This is a genomic window from Hymenobacter siberiensis, from assembly GCF_018967865.2.
Lineage (GTDB): Bacteria > Bacteroidota > Bacteroidia > Cytophagales > Hymenobacteraceae > Hymenobacter > Hymenobacter siberiensis.
The window spans coordinates 851,593-872,815 of sequence record NZ_JAHLZY020000001.1 but is presented as its reverse complement, the minus strand read 5'-3'; the positions used below and the strand labels follow the sequence as shown (position 1 = coordinate 872,815).

The 21,223-nt window shown below is 60.7% G+C and carries 17 protein-coding genes and 1 pseudogene; 7 read left to right on the top strand and 11 right to left on the bottom strand.

All coding sequences use genetic code 11. The features are described from left to right. Window positions 1-116: 116 nt before the first annotated feature. Together KQ659_RS03790 and KQ659_RS03785 are read left to right on the top strand one after the other, a co-directional pair. Entirely contained in the window at window positions 117-398 is a 282-nt protein-coding gene (locus KQ659_RS03790) for a hypothetical protein (RefSeq protein ID WP_216690234.1), read from the top strand. A gap of 24 nt (window positions 399-422) precedes the next feature. Next, window positions 423-1,427, top strand: a complete 1,005-nt coding sequence (locus KQ659_RS03785; RefSeq protein WP_216690235.1) for a hypothetical protein — start codon at window positions 423-425, stop codon at window positions 1,425-1,427. On the opposite strand, the gene KQ659_RS03780 is transcribed toward KQ659_RS03785, so the two are convergent. The 4 genes from KQ659_RS03780 to KQ659_RS03765 form a co-directional block, all read right to left on the bottom strand. Then, window positions 1,408-1,695 carry a hypothetical protein gene (locus KQ659_RS03780; protein ID WP_216690236.1) on the bottom strand — a complete coding sequence of 96 codons (288 nt, stop codon included), beginning with the start codon at window positions 1,693-1,695 and terminating at the stop codon, window positions 1,408-1,410. The two genes, KQ659_RS03785 and KQ659_RS03780, sit on opposite strands and share 20 nt — an antisense overlap. 216 nt (window positions 1,696-1,911) lie before the next feature. Then, the gene (locus tag KQ659_RS03775; protein WP_216690237.1) at window positions 1,912-3,180 is read right to left on the bottom strand and encodes a BamA/TamA family outer membrane protein; all 1,269 of its coding nucleotides are present in this window, start codon (window positions 3,178-3,180) and stop codon (window positions 1,912-1,914) included. A gap of 125 nt (window positions 3,181-3,305) precedes the next feature. Next, complete coding sequence (locus KQ659_RS03770) at window positions 3,306-3,629, bottom strand: (2Fe-2S) ferredoxin domain-containing protein (RefSeq protein ID WP_216690238.1); 324 nt, start codon at window positions 3,627-3,629, stop codon at window positions 3,306-3,308. Between the two features lie 130 nt (window positions 3,630-3,759). Continuing rightward, complete coding sequence (locus KQ659_RS03765; protein WP_216690239.1) at window positions 3,760-4,149, bottom strand: ArsR/SmtB family transcription factor; 390 nt, start codon at window positions 4,147-4,149, stop codon at window positions 3,760-3,762. 101 nt (window positions 4,150-4,250) lie between these two features. Here KQ659_RS03765 and KQ659_RS03760 point away from each other — a divergent pair, with 101 nt between their 5' ends. The 3 genes and pseudogenes from KQ659_RS03760 to KQ659_RS03750 all read left to right on the top strand — a co-directional run bounded on the left by KQ659_RS03760 (window position 4,251) and on the right by KQ659_RS03750 (window position 6,759). Beyond that, a complete protein-coding gene (locus tag KQ659_RS03760; RefSeq protein ID WP_168673572.1) occupies window positions 4,251-4,937 on the top strand; it encodes a carboxypeptidase-like regulatory domain-containing protein in 687 nt (228 codons plus the stop codon). Between the two features lie 146 nt (window positions 4,938-5,083). Next, window positions 5,084-5,326: pseudogene (locus KQ659_RS22015) on the top strand (GxxExxY protein); the annotation flags it as partial. A gap of 59 nt (window positions 5,327-5,385) precedes the next feature. After that, window positions 5,386-6,759 (top strand): NAD(P)/FAD-dependent oxidoreductase, encoded by a 1,374-nt coding sequence (locus KQ659_RS03750; protein WP_216690241.1) that lies wholly within the window; start codon window positions 5,386-5,388, stop codon window positions 6,757-6,759. Between the two features lie 148 nt (window positions 6,760-6,907). Here KQ659_RS03750 and KQ659_RS03745 read toward each other — a convergent pair whose 3' ends face one another. The 7 genes from KQ659_RS03745 to KQ659_RS03715 all read right to left on the bottom strand — a co-directional run bounded on the left by KQ659_RS03745 (window position 6,908) and on the right by KQ659_RS03715 (window position 16,386). After that, on the bottom strand, window positions 6,908-8,227 hold the full coding sequence (locus KQ659_RS03745; protein WP_216690242.1) for a M16 family metallopeptidase: 1,320 nt from the start codon (window positions 8,225-8,227) through the stop codon (window positions 6,908-6,910). A 68-nt stretch (window positions 8,228-8,295) separates the two neighbouring features. Next, a complete protein-coding gene (locus KQ659_RS03740) occupies window positions 8,296-8,601 on the bottom strand; it encodes a hypothetical protein (protein WP_226929812.1) in 306 nt (101 codons plus the stop codon). 478 nt (window positions 8,602-9,079) lie between these two features. Then, on the bottom strand, window positions 9,080-9,286 hold the full coding sequence (locus KQ659_RS03735) for a hypothetical protein (RefSeq protein WP_226929811.1): 207 nt from the start codon (window positions 9,284-9,286) through the stop codon (window positions 9,080-9,082). A gap of 198 nt (window positions 9,287-9,484) precedes the next feature. Beyond that, a complete protein-coding gene (gene porV, locus KQ659_RS03730; protein WP_226929810.1) occupies window positions 9,485-10,714 on the bottom strand; it encodes a type IX secretion system outer membrane channel protein PorV in 1,230 nt (409 codons plus the stop codon). Window positions 10,715-10,764: 50 nt separating this feature from the next. Then, window positions 10,765-14,787, bottom strand: a complete 4,023-nt coding sequence (gene porU / locus KQ659_RS03725; protein WP_216690244.1) for a type IX secretion system sortase PorU — start codon at window positions 14,785-14,787, stop codon at window positions 10,765-10,767. Window positions 14,788-14,935: 148 nt separating this feature from the next. Then, window positions 14,936-15,631, bottom strand: coding sequence for a CDP-alcohol phosphatidyltransferase family protein (locus tag KQ659_RS03720; RefSeq protein ID WP_216690245.1), 696 nt, complete (start codon window positions 15,629-15,631; stop codon window positions 14,936-14,938). 113 nt (window positions 15,632-15,744) lie between these two features. Beyond that, the gene (locus KQ659_RS03715; protein WP_216690246.1) at window positions 15,745-16,386 is read right to left on the bottom strand and encodes an MBL fold metallo-hydrolase; all 642 of its coding nucleotides are present in this window, start codon (window positions 16,384-16,386) and stop codon (window positions 15,745-15,747) included. Window positions 16,387-16,562: 176 nt separating this feature from the next. Between KQ659_RS03715 and KQ659_RS03710 the strand changes: the two genes are divergently transcribed. Together KQ659_RS03710 and KQ659_RS03705 are read left to right on the top strand one after the other, a co-directional pair. Beyond that, a complete protein-coding gene (locus tag KQ659_RS03710; protein WP_216690247.1) occupies window positions 16,563-17,639 on the top strand; it encodes an NAD(P)/FAD-dependent oxidoreductase in 1,077 nt (358 codons plus the stop codon). A gap of 200 nt (window positions 17,640-17,839) precedes the next feature. Beyond that, a complete protein-coding gene (locus KQ659_RS03705; RefSeq protein ID WP_216690248.1) occupies window positions 17,840-21,118 on the top strand; it encodes a hypothetical protein in 3,279 nt (1,092 codons plus the stop codon). The last annotated feature ends 105 nt before the right edge of the window (window positions 21,119-21,223 follow it).

The following is a 21,223-nucleotide window of genomic DNA, read 5'->3' as shown; positions in this document are numbered from 1 at the left end:
GGGCAGTGTTACCGAATTATTACCACCGCGCCCGGCGGCTGCAAAATCAGCGCTGGCCGAACACTGCGCCACTTTGATAAGTATAGCAAAGAACCCTGCTTTACCCATTCTAGCACATGCTGACTACCGCGGCCGCTTTGCCCGCTACCGAACCCGGCCCTATTGAAGCGCCCACCCCGGCCGTGATGACGCCTACCGAAGCCGAAGAGGCCGCCGCGCAGCTGGCTCCCCGTCTCTTCGACCAGGCGGCCGCTACCGATGTGGAAGGCGGCTTTCCCATCCAGGAGTTTGGCTGGCTGCACGCGGCCGGGCTGCTCACGGCGGCGCTACCGGCGCCCCTGGGCGGAGCCGGGCTGCACTCGCCGGCGGCCACGCTGCCGCTGCTGCGGGTGTTGTAGCACGTTGGGCGGAGCAACCTAGCGATGGGGCGCGTATTTGAAGGCCACACCAACGCACTGCTGCTTATTCAGCAGCTGGCCACGGCAGCGCAGGTAGCCGGCTATGCGGCCGATGCCCGCGCCGGGCGCTTATTCGGCGTTTGGAACACTGAGAACCCGGTCGATGGCGTGCACCTGAAGGACTTGCCCAACGGCCGCTACCGCCTGCGCGGGGCCAAAACCTTCGCTTCCGGGGCCGGGCAGCTGGCGCGGCCGCTCATTACCGGGGCGCTGCCGCATGGGCAGGGCTGGCAGCTGTTTGTGCTGCCGGCCGATGCCCAGCCGCCCGCGCTGGACCGCTCTTTCTGGCAGCCGATAGGCATGCGGGCCACCGCCAGCTTCCGGGCCGATTTGACCGGGCTGAAAATCGGCCCAGAGGACCTCATCGGCCCGCCCAATGCCTACTACCAGCAGCCGGCGTTCAGCGGCGGAGCCATCCGGTTTGCGGCCGTGCAGCTGGGCGGGGCCGAAGCTGCTTTTGACGAAACCCGCGACTTCCTGCGCAGCCTCGGTCGCACCGACGACCCCTACCAGCGCCAGCGCCTCGGCGAAATGGCCATTATGCTGAAAAGCGGCCGCCAATGGCTGCGCGGGGGCGCAGAAAATGCCGCCCGCCCCAGTGCTGCAACGCCTGAAGGAGCCGAAGCCACCGTGGCCTACGCCAACATGATGCGTACCGCCATCGAAACCATCAGCCTGGAGATATTGCGCCTGGCCGGGCAGCCCACGGCGGCTGTGCTGGCGAGCGACGGCACCATGTCGCACCCCAGCTGGGTGCTATTTTCGGCACCGGCGCGGCAGGCGGTGCGGGCGGCCGAGTTCCGCCACGCCCTCACCATTCTGGGGGCCGATGCAACGGAGCCGATGCTGCTGGCCCTGTCCGATGGCGGGTTGCCCGACGGCCCAAATAAGCCCGGATTCACCGAAGCCGTAGCGCGGCTGCGGGAGTTTCTGAAATGCCAACAGGCCGCTACCGTGCTAGTGCCCTGACGGCGCACCACGGCAGCAGTAGCATCCCGGCAATTATTGGCCAATACGATGACCTCGAAGCTGCTGGGGGCAGGGGTTGGCCGTGCTCGGTGGTTTGGGTGGCGGGCAGGGTGGCGGCTTCGTCTTTGGCTGGAATGATGACGCTGATGCGCAGGCCGGCCGCGCATTGGTCGCGGGGTGGCAGGGGCTGCCGCAGCAGCAAAGAAATGGGAGCGGTAGCCGTGGCCTCGTGGGCCGCCAGGAAACGCGCGGGGGTAGCGTGGTCCATCGGGCGGGTGTACGCCGGGCAATGGCGAAAGGATAAGGCGGAGCTTACGCCACTAATGCGCCAATTCGCTCACGGATGGGGTTTTACAGCCAGCATTTCCCAGGTAATCAGCGCGCTGGCAGCGGCAGCTGTTTTGATTATAATCGGGGTTAAAATTTACAAAAAAGCCTCTTCTGAAATCAGAAGAGGCTTTTTACGCAATTCTATAATTCCTACCTAGAAGGCTTCGCCGATGGCAAACAGGATGCCCGGCTTGCTGCCGGTGCCGCCGGCGTAGTCGAGGCGCAGGTTCACGCGGTCGCGGCGGATGAAGTTGAAGCGGATGCCCGCGCCCCCGGCGTACTTGGTATCGCTGAGGCTGAACTTGTCGACGTACTGGTTTACGTTGCCCACGCCGCCGAACACGGCCCCGTCGAAACGCTTCAACCAGCTGATAGTAGCATTGGGGAACAGCTTATGACGGATTTCGGCCTGAAACATTATCATCTGGCGGTCGCGGTAGCGCTGCTCGTAAATGCCGCGCAACAGGTTGGCGTTGTTGTAAAGCGTGCCGCCCAAGTTGGCACCAATGCCGGCCAGCTCGCGGAATGGCACATCGCCGGTATGGAACTGCCCGAGGAACTGCGCGGCCAGAATGGTGCGGTTGGACCCCAGCGGCTGAAAGTGGCGGGCATCGACCTGATAGCGCGTAAAGCGGTAGTCGGAACCCAGGCCCGTGCCGTTAAAGGTGGCGCTCACATCGAGCAGATTGCCACTGAAGGCGGCCAGCGGCACATCGCGCGTGTCGTAGGTGAGGACCGGCCCGAGGCCCGAAATCCGGGTATTCTTCCGTTCGCGCTCGGTCATGCGCGAGTCGTTGTAGAAGAAGTTGGTGCTGTTGCCGTCGGTGGTTTTGGCCGGCGCGCCCACCCCCGTAATGTTGGTGAAACGGTACAGCGCACCAAAAAACAGCTTGGGTGCAATCTGCTTCTGAATCCGCTGGTTGATAATGAACAGCTTGTAATCCGTTTCCGACTCGTTGGCGCTGGTAGTGCCTGGGCCTTTGCCGTAGTAATATAGCAGGATGTCGTAGGCGCTGATTTCACCGTTCAGGTAAAACTTTTCGCCCGGCGTGTACACCGAGTGCACCAGCTGAATGAGCGACTGGCCCTCGGTGGTGGTCCAGTACTGCAGCCGCGCGTTGGAAGGCCGGGTAAGGGTATCGGCCGAGAACCGGCCGCTGAGCAAGGCACCCAGGCCGTAGCCAAGTCCGGTTTCGGCCTGATAAAACAGCACCGGAATGGGCAGCAGGCTAAGATTGCCATTCTTACCCAGCTGGCCGAAAGACTTCGTGCTGCGAAGCTGCTGCCCGGCCGGGGGCGCAAGGCCAACGCTGCGAGGCGCGGCCGGGGGCGTGGTGTAAACCGAATCGGGGCGCGCAGCTGGCTGGGCGGCGGCGGTAAAGCTCAGCCCGGAGAAGACCAGGGCTGCGAGAGAAAAACGCATGGGAGCGGAAATGAGAAGCAAATAAATTGCTCTATCAACGGATTATGGAGCCCTACGGTTGGCAGTAGCGGCGGCGTGGCCGGCCAAAGGCCCTTTTTACCCCGCGGAGGCTAGCTTTTGCCGGCCTATTCGTCGCACAGCAGCAAGCGCTCCACCACCTGCCCCAGGCCCAGGTGCCGGGCCACCAGCTCGGCGGCATCGGCGGGGCGCACTTTACCGTAGGCCGTGCCTTCGGGATATACGATGAGGGCCGCGCCGGGGCCTTTTTTGCACTGTTTACACAGGTCGAGGCAATTGCAGGTCTGCACCCGCACCTGCTCGCGCTCCCCCCCGTGCAGCAGCTTTTTCAGGCCCTGAATCTTCAGCTCTTTCTTCAGAGCTTTGGCCACGTCCTCCCCTACTCCAGATTTCTGATTGGTGCACACAAAAAGGCGGCGAACGGTACTCATAATTAACGACGAAAAACAAGAAGCTGACCGTCATGCAGAGCGCAGCGAAGCATCTTTACCGCGCAACGCATTTATTTACTACTGCGGTAAAGATGCTTCGCTGCGCTCTGCATGACGGTCTTACGAAAGCCTACCCCAGGCCGTGCCAGTGGCGGTTTTGCAGCTTATACGCGGCCAGCTCGCGGTTCGACCACAGGGTTTGGTACACTTGCTGGTCGTGCAGCAGTTGGGGGTCTTTTTCCATGAAGGCCAGCAACTCCTGGAGCAGCTCGGCCGTCTCTTCTTTCAGGAAATAATACATCCAGTTATCGAGCCGGCGCACATTCACCAAACCTGCATTTTTTAAGTACGATAATTGCCGACTGGTTTTGGTCTGGGTGAAATCCAGCACTTGTTCCAAATCGGCCACCACCATTTCCTGGTTGCGCCACAGCAAATGCAGGATGCGCACGCGGCTTTCATCGCCCAAAGATTTAAAAAGTTGCTGCCCAAAAGCAACCGTGAAATGTTTCAAGCGCATCTGCTGTCTGGGAAGGGGAGGTTTGCCCGTCGTTCTTTCTGCCCAAAGTTACCATCGGCCCCGAATCGGATGCCGTATATTTGTTTTTCCGCTATCTGAATATGCCTGATTTCTTGCGCCTTCGTCGCTTTCCCTTCTTTTTTGCCGCAGCGCTGCTGCTCATGCTGCTGGCCGGCTCGGGCGCGCACGCCCAGGGCAAGCGCAAGGTGATTCAGTTCACCGGCATTGTGGCTACCGGCGACAGCCTGCTGGGCGTGCCCGGGGCCACGATATATGTGCCCAAGGCGGGCCGGGGCACGGCATCCAACATCTACGGCTATTTCTCGATGGCCGTGCTGGCCGGCGACAGCATCGTGATTCGCTCGCTGGGCTATGCCAACCAGACCATCATCATTCCGAAGGATTTTCAGCGCCAGAGCTACTCCGTTATCGTGCAGCTGAAGGAAGATGCCACCGTGCTGCCCGAGGTGCGCGTGTTTCCCTACACCACCGAGCGCGACTTCAAAAAAGCCTTCCTGGCCCTGCGCCTGCCCACGGAGCGCGGCACCGCCGCCGCCGACAACCTGAACCAAGAGCTGATGAACCGCATTTTCCGCACCCAGCCCATGGGCGCGGTGGCTAACTTCCGCCAGTCGATGAGCAACCAGCAGCTCGACTACGACCGCCGCATGGGCATGGCCCCCAACCAGTACTCCAACAACCCGCTGCTCAACCCGTTTAGCTGGCTCCAGCTCATTCAGCAGGTGAAAAAAGGCGAGTTTAAGAAGAAGAACTACGACGACGAATAGGACCACAGATTAAGTGGATTTCAACCGATTGAACGGGTTTTTATGGTTCTGATTCGGACTTCCTTTCGCTACCTTTTACCCGTTGAAGGGGTTGAACGCCGAGCGCAAAATTGACTTGCCCACTTATTTAGAACGAAAAAGTCGGCTCCCGCAGGGCCGACTTTTTCGTGGAAGGCCAAATATTAGTTGAGTTGAAAGCATTCGACAGTTTGACTCCAGCTCACAGTTCGCAACTACTCAACGACCTCGAAGCATTCGGGATTCCGGTAGGGCCGATGCTCAATTTCAGCACTCCCCATCTGGAAATCAAACGGCTACTGAAATGCCTAAACCAGCCAAACGCACAACCACCAGCCATCCCAATATATACAAGTATTTCAGGCCAATAGCCAACCAGAAACCATAGAAATCTGTTTAACCGGTTGAAATCAACTTAATCTGTGGTCTTATGGATACTAACCTCCCCGTTTCGGATAAGCCGCGCGTCGTTATTGTAGGCTGTGGCTTTGGCGGTTTGCGCCTGGCCCAGGCGCTGCACAAGGCCCCGGTGCAGGTCGTCGTCGTCGACCGCAACAACTACCACAACTTCCAGCCGCTGCTGTACCAGGTAGCTACCGGCGCGCTCGAAGCGGATAGCATTGCGTATCCGATTCGGAAGATTTTTGCGGGGCAGACCAACTTCTTCTACCGCATGGCCGATGTGCAGCGGATAGAATCCACCACCAATACCTTGGTAACCAGCGTAGGCCATATCCAATACGACTACTTGGTGCTGGCCACCGGCTCGCTCACCAACTTCTTCGGGCTGGAGAGCATTGAGCGCAACGCCATGCAAATCAAGAGCATCCCGAATGCCCTGAACCTGCGCAGCTTCATCTTTCAGAATTTTGAGAAAGCCCTGCTCACCAACGACCCGGCCGAGAAGCAGGCGCTGCTGAACATCGTGGTAGTGGGCGGCGGCCCCACGGGCGTGGAAATCAGCGGCTCGCTGGCCGAAATGCGCAAGCACGTGCTACCCAAGGACTACCCGGAGCTGGACCTGCGAGCCATGCAGATTTTTCTGGTAGAGGCCGGGCCAGCGCTGCTCGGGACCATGTCGCTGGCCTCGCAGGCCGATGCTAAGCGCTACATGGACGACCTGGGCGTGCTGGTGCAGCTCAACACGCCCATTAAGCGCTACGAAGACGGCAAGGCTTATTTCTCGGACACTGAATTTATTCAGACCGAAAACCTGGTGTGGGCCGCCGGCGTGAACGGGGCCGAAGTGCCCGGTCTGCCCGCCGAGTCCGTGACCCGCAACAAGCGCATCACGGTGAACGACTGGAACCTGGTGCAGGGCCAGACCAACATTTTCGCCATCGGCGATGTGGCCAACATGGTGACCACCGACATGCCCCAGGGCATGCCCATGCTCGCGCCCGTGGCCCAGCAGCACGCCGACCACCTGGCCCTCAACCTCCAGCGTATGCTGCGCGGCGAAACGCCCCGCGACTTCGTGTACAACAACAAGGGCTCAATGGCCATCGTGAGCCGCAATAAGGCCGTGGTCGACCTGCCCGGGAACATCCACTTCAACGGTTTCTTTGGCTGGCTCACCTGGCTGTTTGTGCACCTGATGACGCTGGTGGGCTTCCGCAATAAAGTGGTGGCGCTGGTAGACTGGGCCTTCAGCTATTTCAGCTCCGACCAGGCGTTGCGGCTCATCATCCGCCCCTTCAGCCGCCGCGATGTGAAGGACGACAAGGGCAAAAAAGGCGCGGAGCACCGCACCGCTACAGTTGAGTACAACGCTACGCCGCCCGCCATTCAGGAGCCGGCCTAATAGCCTCGCTTCTCGCTAAATAAGAACGGTCATGCTGAGCGGAGCCGAAGCATCTCTACTGCAATAGTAAATAGATTACTTATGCGGCAGAGATGCTTCGGCTGCGCTCAGCATGACCGTTTTTCGTGTTATTACCGTTCGCCCATGCTTAGGCGGTAAGCTTCAGCGGCGGGCCGGCGATAACCGTTTGCATAGTTGTGGGTGCGAAGTAGGACTGAGCCAGCGCTTGCAGCGTTTGAGCATCGGCGGCTTCGGTTTGCTGCACGAATTGGGTGTAGTAGTCGGCCGGCAGGTTCAGGAACACGAGGTTCTTATATTTATCGCACTGCTCGAAAACGGTGGACAGCTCGTTGGCAAACTTGCCCAGGATGTAGTTTTTCACCGTTTCCAGCTCCTCTTCCGGAATCAGCTCTTCCTGCAGGCGGCGCAGCTCCAGCTCAATCTCACTCACCGCGAAGTCGGCGCTTTCGCCTTTCACATCGGTGCCGATAACGAGCGTTGTCCCGAACTCGCGCGGAGCCACGCTGGCGTAAATGCCGTAGGTCAGGCCCTTGTCTTCGCGGATATTCCGCATCAGGCGCGAGCCAAAGTAGCCGCCGAACACGTTCACCAGCAGCCGGAGGCGGTGGGTATCGGGGTGGGTGGGCGCGGGCCAGGGCCGGCCCATGCGAATGGACGCCTGCAAGCTGCCGGTCACAGAAACCCGGTCGGGCAGCGCAGAAATGACGGGCTCGTCAACGGCGGGCGACGCGGCCAGGGGCACTGCCGTAACCGGGGCCGTGCCGAAGGTAGCGGCCACCAATTCCTGCTCAGCGGCCACATCGCCACAGAGGAAAATCTCGGCGTTACTAAACGAATACATCGTCTGATGAAAAGCCTGTGCTTCCACTGCCGTCAGGGTCTGGTAGGCTTCGGCGTCGAAGGGCTGGCCGTAGGCTGTATCGGCCCCGAAGAGCAATTCATTGAACCGCTCGGAGGCCAGGTAACTGGTCTTTTTGCGCTCGACGCGCGCATTTTGGATGGTGCGGGTTTTCAGCTGCTCCAGCTCGGCCGCCGGAAAGGCGGGATTGCTGAGCACGTCAATCACCAGCGGCAGCAGCGTGGGCAGGTGCCGGGTGAGGCAGTAGAGCGTGAGCGTGGAGCGGTCGAAGCCGGAGTCGCAGTCGAGCGAAGCACCGTAGAAGGCCACCTCGTCGGCAATCTGGCGGGCGGTGCGGGTGGTGGTGCCCTCCAGCAGCATGCGGGCAGTGAGGGAAGCCAGACCGGGGCGGTTTTCGGCCAGCTTGCCGGCCCGGAACACGGCTTGCAGGCGCACTACGGGCTGGGCATCGTTGGCCAGTACGTGCAGGCGGGCACCGCTGGGCAGGGTGTGTACATCGGCATCGGGCAGCGTGACGCGGGCCAGCGGCTGAACGGGAGGGGCAACGGTACGGTCGAGCATCGAAGCAGAAGTCGAAGAAGAAGGCATAAGCAGTAATAACAAACTCCCCTTCTCGGCCGAGAAGGGGAGCTGTGGGGTAACTAAAAAAGGACGGGTTAGTTCGAAGGCGTGTCGCCGCTGGTGCCACCGGCCCCGTTCTGGTCGAACGCCTCAGACAGCTTGTTCAGGTTGAAGTGCAGCGATACGCGAATGGTCTGGGCCAGGGGATTGGCCTGACTGTTCTGGCCCGTGGGCACCAGGTAGGTGCCGTCGATGCCAAATACCTGGTAGCGCACGCCCAGGCCCAGGCTTGCGTATTGACGGCCACCCTTTTCGGGGTTTTCGTAGAAGTAGCCGCCCCGCGCATACAGCAGGTCGTTGCCGTACTCTACCCTACTATTTTTAGTAATTGATTTTAGCAAATTTGCCTCGTAATCAGTTCAGTAGCGTTCAGCCAAGCGGGCCAATGGGTCCTCAGGCAGGGTCAGCGGGCGGGCGAGTTGGCGAGCAGATTGAGCCGTGGCGGCTCAGGCTGGCGGCGGTAGCCGTGGTTTTGCGGGCAATGGGCTGGCGGCCGCCGTGGAGCAGCCGCGCCCCTGCCAGACAAAACGCGGTGGCTGACCAGGGCCACAGCTTGCAGCTTTGGAAACAGCAGTGGAGTATTCCAGGTTAAAGCCCCGCCCTTTCAGATTTTGAAGCATTGCTCAATCGTCCAGCGCTTGGCATAGAGTTGCTCGAGGTGGTTTCAGACCGGCCGTGGCAAACAGGAAGACAAACGCGTCACCCGCCACGGCCTTGACCCGAACCTGCCCCAGACTCCGTCGACCTGCACGTGGGCGAAGCGGCGCGCATAGCGGCACCAGGCCCAGGTCGGCAGCCTGCGCCGGCCGTCGGCGTGGGTCAGGCAGTGGTGGGCAGGCGCATGACAAAATTAAGCCCATTGTCTTTGAGCCACTTGAACCACGCATGGCCAAGCGATTCCCGGTCGCCGCCCCTGACCAGGCCGATGCGGTCTTTAGCAAGATGAGCGCTTTCGAGCGCCGCGATGCGGTCAGCAGCGTTAAGGTTGCCGCTGCGGTTGTCGAGCAGGTGCCAATAAAGGAGCACGTGGACCTCGCCCGTGCCGACGGTGACAAACGGATGTTCACTTGGCTGGCAGTCCACTCCGTGCGGTCGAGCATAAGCGCAGCTTGCCCTGCGCAGGCAACAAACTCAGTAAATCCCCTGGCCACCAGTACGTAATTGAAGGTCTACTTCGCGGAAAAGTCCTGAATGCGCGTTTCGTTCGAAGCGGGCTTGGCCGCGTCATTGAGGTGCTGGGCCACCTCGCCGAATTGCACGTTGCGGCTCTTTGTCAGGCCAGAATGCAAACGTAGCCCACAAACTTTGGCGGGACGAGTGGCCCACAAACAGGGCCTGCTGCAAAAGCGTCGTAATTTTAGCGGCGAAGTGTTGCTTCACGGGGCAGAACAGGTTTTGCGGGTGAGGTGTCGTAACCCCAAAGTCGGGCACCCCCGTTTTTGTACCTGAAAATAGTAGGGTGATATCGTTGTAGTTGTACTCCAAGCCGCTGGAAAGGTTGATTTCGCGCAGCTCTTCCTTAAAGCCACCGGGCGCATCGTTGAACGAGTTGAAGATGCCACTCACGATGTTCTGGTTGTTGCGGCGGGTGTTTTCGGCTTTAATAAACTCCAACTGCGCATTCCGCTCGGCTATTGTGCCACCAACAAGAAGCGTTTCGTAGTACGGCGAGGGCACGAGCAGCTTGCTGGCGTCGAAGGTGACCGTAATCTTGTTGTACTGGTCAATCTCGCGGGTGATGGCCGTGCCCAGCTTCAGCGTAGTGGGCAGGAAGCTGGGGTTGAGCGGGTCGGCATAGGTCATCTTGTTGCCGATGTTGGTTATCGAAGCCCCAAAAGCCAGGTTATAGATGCCGGTGCCAATGGTGGCATCCTTGGAATAATAGGCCCCCAGGTCCACGGCAGCGGCATTGCCGGACTTGGCATCGTTGTTTGCGTATGCTCCCACCAAGTTGGAGCGGATGTAGCGCACCGAAGCGCCCACCCCGAAATTATCCGTCAGCTGCAAGCCGTAGGACACGGCCAGGGCATACTCTTTGGGGTTGAAAGAACCGACCGGCAGATTGCCGCCGTCGCGGTAGTCAATGCTTCCCAAATCGAAATACATCAGCGAAGCCCCAAAGGCGGAGCGCTTGCCCACCTTGGCGTAGCCCGAGAGGTACGACAAGCTCATATCGTCGGTGATGTTGCGCAGCCAGGGCGAGTAGGATACCGAGGCGGCGTACTTGTACTGCACGAAGCCCAGCTTGCCCGGGTTAAAATACGCCGAGTTCGCGTCGGGCGAAGTTGCCACACCCGCCTCGCCCAGCGCCGATGAACGCGCATCGGGGCTGAGGGTCAGAATAGGCACGGCCGTGGTAATGGTGTGGGGTGTAGTCTGGCCCTGGGCAGTGGCCACTACGGCCAGCAAGCCGGCTGAAAGCGCCACGCGCGAACGGGAAAAAAGAAGCTGCATAGAGGTGGGAAATGAGGACCGGGTGTGGCCCGGGCGCAAATAAAAGCGGATTAATTGAGGATGACGAGTTTTTCGTATTTCGAAGCCACCGAATTGTTACGCTGCGAACGCACGGTGAGGCGGTAAACGTATACGCCGCGCGCCAGCTGGTCGTCGTAATCGTCGCGGCCGTTCCAGCTGATGCTCTGCTGGTGGGCTACGGTGCTGGGCACAATGGCATTGAGGGTACGCACCAGGTGGCCGGCCACGGTAAAAATCTGCACTTGTACATCCAGGTTGTCGGGTTCGCTGCCCGCCTGGTTGTGGTCGAAGAAGAACGTAGTGGAGTGGGCAAACGGATTGGGGTAGTTCAGCACATGGTCGAGCGCCAGCTTCACATCGTGGGCTACGATGAACTCAATCTCCTTCTCGGACGAATTATTATAAGTATCCCAGGCTTTGACCGTGAGCGAGTGCGGCCCCGTGCTCAGGTCTTTGAACAGATTTTTCACGTTGCCCGAGGTAAAGTCCCCCACGTTGGCCACATAGCTCTCGTTCAGTACCAGCAGCTTATTAGGGTCGTGGTCGATAACAGCCGTGATGTCGTGGCCAATGCCCGTGCCCGTGGTATTGATGCCGTTTTCGTCGGCCAAATCGGCCAGCAGTGTGGTGGTCTGGCCCGTGAGGCCGCCGAACACGAATGCCTTGCTGTCCATAAAGAGACTGATGCGCGGCGGCTGGTTGTCCTCAGGCGCATTGCGGGAGGCTCCACCCGCCAGCCGTGTCTGGTAGCCGTTGGCGTCGATGCTGTGGGTAGCATCTGAAGCGTAAAGGCTGATTTTGCCCATTCCAACCTGGTAATTGATGTCTTTGGGCACCACAAAGACCAGGCTGAACTGGCCGTTCACCACATCGGCCTGCCCGCCATAAATCACGCTCTCCTGAATCCTAATCGGCGATGGCGTATCGCCGGGCTCGTTGCCGAGGGTCATCACGGTGGTGGGCTTGTCGTAAATCGTAACCTGGGCCCGGCCGGTAAACGTGGCGTTCAGGGTACCGTTGTTCAGCAGCTTGCCGTGCAGGCGAATGCGCGACAGCGCGTGCAAGGTGTCGGCAGTCACCCAACCTTTCCCGATGCGCTGGCGCACGCTGTCGAGCACCACCGTTTGCTTGGGGTAGGCCAGCACCATGCTGGGGTCGGCCAGCAGCGAATAGTTGCGGTTGTTGATGCCCCCGGCCTGGTAGTCATTCTTGCTCATCATCACAATGGTGCCGATGTTGGGCATCTGGCCATTGATGGGCTGCAGCACCCGGTTGAAGTAGCGCTGGTTGAGGCCGGCATTGAGGCCGGCCTCAACCACGCGGGTGGTGGTGAAGAGCCCCACGGCCCCGCCCGTAGCATTATCGGTAAGCGACTGCTCGCCGGCCGAGGTGAAATCGGGGTTGTCGTAGGTGCTGAAATCGCAGGTGCCGGTGGTGAAGAACGTGAGGTTGTTGGGGTTGCGCAGGGCCAGCACCGAGGCGTTGGTCACAATCTGCTCATCGGCCAGGCCCTTGGGGCCACCGTGGCCCAGGTAGTTCACAATCAGCGAGCCCTGCTCCACCGACTGGTCGATGGCGCGGTTGGCATCGGGCGAGCGTTGGCCGGCGGCCACGGCCTGCTGGGCGTACAGGTCCAGGTACACTTTGTGCACGTTGTAAACCGGGGCGGTGGCATTGATGATGTTGGCAATGGCATCGGAACCAATGCTGCTGTCGATGAAGATGTTGTTGTTGCCATCGTCCGACACCAGCGTAATACGGTTGCGCCACTTGCCGTAGGCGGCGGTGGCATCGTAGCCAATCACCTTGTTCACCATCTGCTGGGCCTGGGTGGTGTTGTTCAGCTCGCCTTTGGGCAGGCGCACCGGCAGGCGGCCCACGCCAATATCAAACAGCTCGCTGCCCAGGTTCTGCTCGTCCCACTCGCCTTCGTTGTCATCCAGCAGGCCATAGAAATCATCGGAAGAATAGCTGGCCTGGCCATAGAAACCGGGCGGGTACGACGGGTAGGGCGACTGCGACTCCCGCGACTCGTAGGTGGGCACGTAGTTCTGGTTGAAGGCGTCAAAATTGGCATCGGTTTTAAACGGCACCCTTTTTTTCCACCAGTCTGGCTCGGCGCTCTTGTCGTTGTACGGGTCCGACTTATAATCATACGAAGCATCGCCCAGTAGCAGCAGCTGCATGTTTTTGCCGGCCGGAGCGCGGTCGTACAGCATCTTCATAAAATCGCGGATGGCCGACACGTCCTGCCCGCCCGAGCCAAACTCATTGTATATCTGGCCGGTAGTGGCCACCGCCACCCGCAGGTTGTCGTGCGTGGTGCGGTGAGCGGCCAGCTGCTTTGCCTGCGCCAGAAACGTCGGATGCGTCACAATCACAAGGTCCAGCATGGGCGCGCCCACGGTGCTATTGAGCGCGTGCAGGTCCTGGTTGGCTACTTTGCCGAAGGCCCGCACCGGGTGGTCGCTAAAGTCGCCACCGGGTTGCAGGGTCACAAACTCGCGCACCGTATCGGCCGGCGCGATGAAGCTACTGCTGGCATCGAGCGTCATGGCCTGGGGGCGGCGCGGGTTGGTCACGTCCCACACCACGGCCCCGGTAGGCAGGCCAGCAAAAACGTAGCGGTTCTGCCGGCCGGGACCAACGTTGGTCAGCGTCCGGAACTCCAGCTGCGGGCCGCTGAGCTTGAGCAGGCGCTCGGCGTTAATCTCAAAGTAATCGAGGTAGCCGCTGGCGCCAGGGTCGTTGCTGCTATACGTCAGCTCCAGCCGCAGCTCAGTACCCGGCGCACTCAGGCTCAACTGGTTGGTGGATGACGACACAATGGTTTCGGCCGAGAACGGCTGGCCGGACCGAGCCTCAATGAGCTGAGTAGCCAGGGGCTGCGCATTCAGCGTAACCTGAAAAGCGCTAGCCACCGAGGAGCTGGCCAGCAAGTTCGTGGTGACACGTACCGAGCTATTCGGCACCAAATCGCTGATTCCGCCGAGCGTAAACTCCTGCTTGCCGCCCACCTGGAAACCCTCGCCCACCCAGTTGCGGCCCGAGTGCAGCAGGTTCACCAGGTCGTGCTCGTAGAAGTCGCGGTAGGTGAAACTGGTGATGCTGACGGGCTGGCCCGTGGCCGGCACGGCGGCCTTCACCGGCACCCGCAGGCCCGGCCGCGCATCCACTTTCACGAAGTAGTAAGCAGTATCGGTGTAAACGTTGTTGCGGTGCCGGAACATGCCACCCTGCGCCGCCCAGGTATGCGCCCCGGGCGAATAAAACAGGAAGTACTCGTTGTCGTCCAGTACGTTGTCATTATTACTGTTGACAAACATGATGTTATTCTCCATCAGGTCATCGGGCCGGTAGGCGGCGTTGGCCTGGGGCAGTATGCCCATGGCATTGCCGTACAGGTGCAGGTTGTTGGGGTTGAGGCCCGACGGCAGGCCCAGCTTGCTCAGCGCAGCTTTATCGAGCTTGTAGATGCCGCTTTTGCTGTTGCCGTTTTCGGCCACGCCCAGCTTGTACCAGTCGCCGCTTTGCAGCACCGAATGGGCGGCGTAGTTGCGGGTAGAGGCGGTGCCCCGGGCGGCCACGCCGGCCCCGGCGGGCGCGTAGCGGTAGTCGAACGAAACCAGGCGCTCGGGCTGGCCGCTCTGGGGGCCGCGCCGCACGGGGCGCAGGCGCAGGAACGTAACGGCCTGCTTCATCTCAACGCCGGTGACGAGCTGGGCCTCGGGGCCAGCCGGCAGCTTGCTGCTATTGAACAGCTTAGCATCGGCCGCTGAAAACGGCTCGTACACCATGTTGAGGAACTCGCCCTGGCGCACCTCCCCACTCAGGCGCATGCTGAACCAGCCAACCTGGTCATCGAGCACCAGCTGGGCTTCGCTGAAGCCCGGCACTTTCTGCTTGCGGGGGTTCAGGCTGGGCACCTCAATGTAGCCGCCCCATTTCACTACTCCGTGGGCTGTGGTACCATCCGACTGGGCTTTGGCCGCCGGAGCTGTGGCCCCCACGATGATTCCCACGAATGCAACAAAGAGGAAAGAAAGACGCATACACCTTAGTAAATTGAGACTTGTTTCCTGGCTGCCCTACCCGTCACGTACTGGTTTCCGCAACAGCACTACCGGGCGGCAGGTTCACCCGGCAATAGCTTCTTAACAACCAAATAATCTATTTATTGCGTCCCTGCATCCAATGCAGCTACCGAACGGCCGTTTTCGGCACCGAGAGCAGCACGTAGAGCAGCACCACCAGCGGCACGGCGGCGGCTTTGAGCACCAGCAATAATCCTGCCGCCAGCAGCATAAACAGAAACCGCCGCCGGTTATCGGCCCAGCGCAGGTTCTTAAACTTGAGGGCAAACAGGGGCAGCTCGGCCACCAGCAGCCCCGAGAGCAGCGCCGTGAGGCCCAACAACAGCCAGGGATTCAGAATGATGGGCGCAACACCAAACTGGTCGTACGCCAGAATGAGCGGTAGCGAAGCCACCACCAGCGTGGAGGCTGGCGTGGGCAGGCCAATAAAGGAAGTCGTCTGCCGAGTGTCGTTGTTGAACTTGGCCAGCCGCAGGGCCGAGAAGATGCTGACCGCGAAGCCGAAATAAGGTACCCATTCCGGCAGCCCACCCGCGCCCACGCTCCGCGTGAGCAGCTCAAAGAAAATAGCGCCCGGCACTACCCCGAAGGAAACCATATCGGCCAGCGAATCAAGGTCTTTGCCAATGGCGGAGGATACGCGCAGGGCCCGGGCCAGCAGGCCGTCGGCAAAGTCGGCGGCGGCGGCGGCAGCCACAAACCAGGCCCCGATTTCCAGCCGGCCGGCAAAAATATTGGTCAGCGCCAGGCAGCCACATAATAGATTGAGGCAGGTAACGGCGTTGGGCAGGTGTCTTTTCATTTAACAGGTATCAAGTAGCATAACACTTTAACGAATTCGTCTATCTTCTTCAGCCTTCCCCTGGCAGCACCATTGGTGCCCGCTAATGGCTGTTAAATGATAAATGCTAATTGTTAAATGAGAAACGGGTTGCCGCGCCGCTCCTCGCCGATGGTGGTGGCGGGGCCGTGGCCGGGGTGCACGGTGGTGGCATCGGGCAGGGTCATCAGCTCGGTTTCGATGCTGTGGAGCAGCGTGGCGTGGTCGCCGCCGGGCAAATCGGTGCGACCGATGCTGCGCTGAAACAATACGTCGCCGCCAATAACCGTGGCCGTGGGCGCGTGGTAGAATACGACGTGGCCCGGCGCGTGGCCCGGCGTGAAGCGCACTTCCAGCTCCGTTTCGCCGATGTGCACGGGCTGGCCGGCTACCAGCTCGCCGGTGGGCTCGGCCGGCTGGTACTGCGGAAAGCCGTAATTGGCGGCGTAGGTGGGCACGGCGCGTAACGTGGGCAAATCGAGGCTGTGCAGCAGAAACGGCGTGCCGGGCCAGGTGCTCAGCACAAACTGATTGCCCAGCACATGGTCGATGTGGGCGTGGGTATTCAGCAGCAGTACTACCTGTAAAGCATTGTGCTCCACGTACTCGCGCAGGGCCTGCTGCTCGGCGGGCGTGTAGCAGCCGGGGTCCACGATGGCGCACTGCCGGGTGGCCTCGTCGATGAGCAGGTAGGTATTTTCGGAAAAAGCGTTGAAGGTAAAACCAGCGACTGTCATGGCAAAATAGAGGTTCTGAGCAATGCGGAAAGGTACGGCAGAAAAGAAATGTTGAATGTTGAGGGTTGAGTTTTGAATGGAAATCGGGGCGGCGGCTTTCTATTCAAGGAGCCTGGTCGCACATTTAAAACGCAGCCCTCAACATTCAACATTTCTTCTTTCTTACCTTGCCGGCCATGACGGACTGTGATTTTCTGATAGTGGGCCACGGCATTGCGGGCGCCACGCTGGCTTATGTATTGCGCGAGCGGGGCCACCGGGTGCTGGTGTACGACCCCGGCCAGGAAAACTCGGCCTCCAACGTAGCGGCGGGCCTGATGAACCCCGTGGCCGGCAAGCGCTTCGCCCTCACCTGGCGGGCGGCCGAGCTGCTGCCCTTCGCGGCTGCTTTTTACCGCGAGCTGGAGCAGCGCTACCAGCAGTCGTTTTTCAGCGAAGCGCCCATTTTTAAAATCTTTGCCTCAGTAGAAGAGCAAAACGCCATGCTGGCCCGCAGCGCCGACAATCCGTGGGGCGACTTCGTGGCCGCCCTCACCACCACCGACCCCGGCCTGGCCGGCGTGCACGCGCCCTTTGGCGGGGCCTGGCTGCGGCACGGCGGCCACGTAGCCGTGCGCGAGCTACTGGCGAGCATGGCCGCCGAAGGCACCCGCGACGGCTGGCTGCGCCGCGAAACGTTTGACTGGACCAGACTGGTTTTCGAGCCCGGTGGAGCCGAGTATGCCGGGCAGGTGCGGGCCCGCCACGTCATCTGCTGCGAAGGCGCGGCGGCGGTGCGCAACCCGTACTTCAGCTGGCTGCCCCTCACGCCCAACCAGGGCGAGGTGCTGGATGTGGACTGCGCGGACCTTAGTTCGGACCAAGTGCTCAACCGGGGGGCCTACGTGGTGCCGGTGGGCGCGGGGCGGTTTCGGGTGGGTGCCACCTACCGCTGGCCGCCGTTTGCCGATGGCCCCACGGCCGTGGGCCGCGAGGAGCTGGCCGCCCGACTCACCGTGGTAACCGACCTGCCGTTTGCCGTGACGGGGCAGCAAGCCGGGGTGCGGCCCGCCGTGCGCGACCGCCGGCCGCTAATGGGCCCCCACCCCACCGTGCCGGCGTTAAGCTTTTGCGGCGGCTACGGGTCCAAAGGTGTGATGCTGGCCCCACGGCTGGCAGTAATGCTAGCCGATTCGCTCCTTCACCAGACCGAACTTTGGCCCGATGCCAGCTTGCAGCGATACAACGCCTTGCAGCCCGTTGGCGTAACTTGAAATCTTATTATCCCCGGCTTATATTGAAGCGGTGGCGCCCTGTTTGCCCGGCCGATATGCGGCTGGATAACAATTTTCCGTTAACTGCTTTTATTGTAGCCTGCGCCGCCAGTTCGGGACTGCCCGGGGCGGCGGTGCAGGCCACAAATTTTTTAGCGTTTCGGCGGATTAATTTTTGTTTTTGCTCGTTGGCCCCCATTATGACCATTCCACTATCCACTACTACGAAGCGTACGCTGGGGGTCCTAGCGCTGCTGCTGCCGATGCTTTGCCCACCCACGGCCCGCGCCCAAACGGCGCAGGAGCCCTTCGGCCGGGTGCGCGTGCAATACAAAATTTTTCATTGGCAACAGCTTAGCACTCAGAACTTCAACGTGATGTACTACGACGGCGGCCAAGCCAGCGCCCGCCGCGCCGCCGAGTATGCCGAGAAGGAGCTTCAACGCATTACGGCGCTCATCGGCTATTATCCCTACTCAAAATCGACGCTGCTGTTTTATAATTCGGTGGGTGATTTGCGCCAGAGCAACATTGGCCTCACCGCCACGCAGCAGCAGATAAACGGCGGCGAAACCCCGCTGGCCCGCATGAGCAAGGTGCAGATTGCCTTCACCGGCGAAGAAACCGAGTTCAAGCGCCAGCTCAGCACCCAGATTACGGAGGTGTTGCTCAATGATATGATGTACGGCGGCTCGCTGAAGGAAGTGCTGCAAAGCAGCTACCTGCTGCAGCTGCCCGACTGGTTTATCGGCGGGGCTTCGGCCTACGCCGCCGAAGGCTGGAGCGTGGACATGGACGGCTACATGCGCGACATGACCAAGCAGTACCCCACCGGCAACCGCACGGCCCCGTTTTTCCTGCGCAACTCCAAGCTGGCCGGCCAGAGCATCTGGAACTACGTGGCCGAGCGCTACGGTTACACCACCATTCAAAACATCCTGAACCTCACACGTATTACCCGCGATGTGGAAGTGGGCATCAGCTCGTCGCTCAACGTGCCGTTTAAGGTATTTCTGAAAGACTGGCTCACGTATTACCGCGAGCTCAACGGCCAGCCCGTAGCCACGCTGGTCGAGCCCGACAAGAAATTCCGGCAGAGCGGCCGCAACCGCCATTCCGATGTGTTCTCGCAGCCCATTGTGAGCCCCAACGGCCAGCAAATAGCTTACGCCCAGAACGAAGGCGGCCGCTACCGCGTGATGGTGGTGGACCGCGATGGCCGCCACCGCCGCACCCTGAGCCGTGGCGGCTACCACACCCCCGACCAGCAGGTGGAAACCCGCCTGCCCGTGCTGGCCTGGCGCGGCAACTCCCAGGTAGCGGTGGCCGAAATGAGCCGGGGCGAAATGGCCCTGCACCTGCGCGACGCCGACGGCCGGGGCCTGGTGCGCCGGGTGCGCGAGGCCATCCGGTTTTCGCGGCCGGCTTCCCTATTCGCGGCTTATGACCAGATATTGAGCATGAGCTATTCGCCCGATGGCAAGGCACTGGCATTTAGCGCCGTGCGCAATGGGCAGAACGATATTTACCTGCTGCGCGCCGGCAGCCGCAAGGTAGAGCAGCTCACTGACGACTTGTTCGACGACGTGCAGCCGGTGTTTCTGCCCAGCGGGCAGGCGCTGGTGTTCAGCTCCAACCGCTACCTCGATTCGCTGGGCCGTGCCCGGCCGGCTACGTTCCAGAACGTGGTGAACAACTATGACTTGTTCCAGTACCACCTCGATGGCCGCCCCGTGCCGGTGGAAACGCTGGTGAGCACGATTTCGAACGAAACCCGCCCCCGCGCCATCTCCGACGATGAAATTCTGTACCTCGGCGAGGAAAGCGGCGTGCGCGCCCTGTACCGGTATTCGCTGAAAAGCAAGCAGCACGCGCTGCTGACCAACTGGCTGCCCAATACGCAGGATTTTGATTACAGCCCACTTACTTCGGCGCTGGTGTTTGTGGCCCCGGCGCAGTCCCACGACATCCTGTACGTATACCCCGAGTTCCCGCTGCCGGCCTCGCTGCCCCTCACCAAAACCGCCCGCCAGCAAACGCTGGAAGAACGGTCGGCGGCCCCGCGTGCGGCGGTACCCAAGCCCGCCGCGCCCGCAGTTGCGCGGGTGGCGGCCCCCGCAGCGCAACCAGGCGACTCGACGGATACCCAACCCGCCACCCGCCCCGAGCGCCGCAAGGCCACCGAAGCGGTGAACACCAGCGACTATCAGTTTGAGGAAGACGAGCCCGTGCAGGCAGCGGCAGCTAAGCGCCGCCGCCTCACGCCTACCGCCGCCGCTACGGCAGCGGCGGCCACGGCTAAAGCGCAGGCGGACGCCCCGGCCATCACGGGCCCCTTCCGCTACGATACGCGCTTCATGGCCGATAACGTGTCGACTTCGCTGTACATGGACCCGCTGCTGGGCCTCGGCCTCCAGTTTAGAGCGGCCCTGACCGATGTGCTCGAAAATCAGCGCATCGACGCCAGCCTGTTCGGCTTGTTCGACCTGCGCACCAGCAATATCCGGGCATCCTACACCAACCTGACCAAGCGCTACGACTGGGGCATTGCCTACCAGAAACAAGCCTATTTCTTCGACCTCGATGATGGCCGCTACCGCTACGGCCGCCACGAAATAGCCCCCACCATTGCCTACCCGCTCACCCACAACCTGAGCGTGCGCGGCGGGCCCCGCTTCGTGAGTATCTCGCGTACCCGACTGGGCGACGTATCCACGGAAACCGACCAGAGCTATAACTACCTGGGCTACAACGGCGAGTTGGTATTCGATAACAGCATCAATACCGGTGTGAACATGGTGAGCGGCACCCGTCTGAAGGCCAGCGTGTTGAACCTAAGCAACCTGAGCGATAAAGGCCTGAGCTTCGGCAAGTTCGTTGTCGATTTGCGCCACTACCAGAAAATCAGCCGCTCCATTGTGTGGGCCAACCGGGCCAGCTACGGGCAGTTTTTTGGTCCCCGGCCCCAGGTATTCCGCATCGGCGGCATGGACGACTGGCTGAACGCCGGCTACACCGATGCCCGCTTCCTGAACGGCTACACTGCCCCCGACCAAGTGTTCAACCAGGAGTTTGTAACCAACCTGCGCGGCTTCGACTACAGCGCCCGTAGCGGCCCGCGCTATGTGCTATTCAACAGCGAGCTGCGCATACCAATTGTGCAGTATTTCGCGCACCGGCCCATCTATTCGGGCTTCTTCCGCAACCTGCAGCTGGTAGGTTTTACCGATGCCGGCACGGCTTATTCGGGCACCAACCCCTTTGGCACCGACAACTCGGCCAATACCGTAATCAAGCAGTATAACCAGTATTTTGGGGCCACGGTCACCAATTTCAGCAACCCGTTACTCATCGGCTACGGGGTGGGTGCCCGCACCACGCTACTGGGCTTTTATGGCAAAGTTGATGTGGCCTGGGGCCAGAAGGACTACGTGACACACGGCCCGAAATTCTACTTCACGCTGGGCTACGACTTTTAACCACAGATTCTGCGGATTTCAACGAACTGAACGGATTATTTGTGGTTCTACCCGGACAATACCAACGGGCTGGACCACAGGCAATCCGTTCAATTCGTTAAAATC

What these genes read in the sequence shown, in the direction of transcription:
- KQ659_RS03790 (WP_216690234.1), top strand. Translation starts at nt 117, where the DNA reads ATGCTGACTACCGCGGCCGCTTTGCCCGCTACCGAACCCGGCCCTATT.
- KQ659_RS03785 (WP_216690235.1), top strand. Translation starts at nt 423, where the DNA reads ATGGGGCGCGTATTTGAAGGCCACACCAACGCACTGCTGCTTATTCAG.
- KQ659_RS03780 (WP_216690236.1), bottom strand. Translation starts at nt 1,695, where the DNA reads ATGGACCACGCTACCCCCGCGCGTTTCCTGGCGGCCCACGAGGCCACG.
- KQ659_RS03775 (WP_216690237.1), bottom strand. Translation starts at nt 3,180, where the DNA reads ATGCGTTTTTCTCTCGCAGCCCTGGTCTTCTCCGGGCTGAGCTTTACC.
- KQ659_RS03770 (WP_216690238.1), bottom strand. Translation starts at nt 3,629, where the DNA reads ATGAGTACCGTTCGCCGCCTTTTTGTGTGCACCAATCAGAAATCTGGA.
- KQ659_RS03765 (WP_216690239.1), bottom strand. Translation starts at nt 4,149, where the DNA reads ATGCGCTTGAAACATTTCACGGTTGCTTTTGGGCAGCAACTTTTTAAA.
- KQ659_RS03760 (WP_168673572.1), top strand. Translation starts at nt 4,251, where the DNA reads ATGCCTGATTTCTTGCGCCTTCGTCGCTTTCCCTTCTTTTTTGCCGCA.
- KQ659_RS03750 (WP_216690241.1), top strand. Translation starts at nt 5,386, where the DNA reads ATGGATACTAACCTCCCCGTTTCGGATAAGCCGCGCGTCGTTATTGTA.
- KQ659_RS03745 (WP_216690242.1), bottom strand. Translation starts at nt 8,227, where the DNA reads ATGCCTTCTTCTTCGACTTCTGCTTCGATGCTCGACCGTACCGTTGCC.
- porV (WP_226929810.1), bottom strand. Translation starts at nt 10,714, where the DNA reads ATGCAGCTTCTTTTTTCCCGTTCGCGCGTGGCGCTTTCAGCCGGCTTG.
- porU (WP_216690244.1), bottom strand. Translation starts at nt 14,787, where the DNA reads ATGCGTCTTTCTTTCCTCTTTGTTGCATTCGTGGGAATCATCGTGGGG.
- KQ659_RS03720 (WP_216690245.1), bottom strand. Translation starts at nt 15,631, where the DNA reads ATGAAAAGACACCTGCCCAACGCCGTTACCTGCCTCAATCTATTATGT.
- KQ659_RS03715 (WP_216690246.1), bottom strand. Translation starts at nt 16,386, where the DNA reads ATGACAGTCGCTGGTTTTACCTTCAACGCTTTTTCCGAAAATACCTAC.
- KQ659_RS03710 (WP_216690247.1), top strand. Translation starts at nt 16,563, where the DNA reads ATGACGGACTGTGATTTTCTGATAGTGGGCCACGGCATTGCGGGCGCC.
- KQ659_RS03705 (WP_216690248.1), top strand. Translation starts at nt 17,840, where the DNA reads ATGACCATTCCACTATCCACTACTACGAAGCGTACGCTGGGGGTCCTA.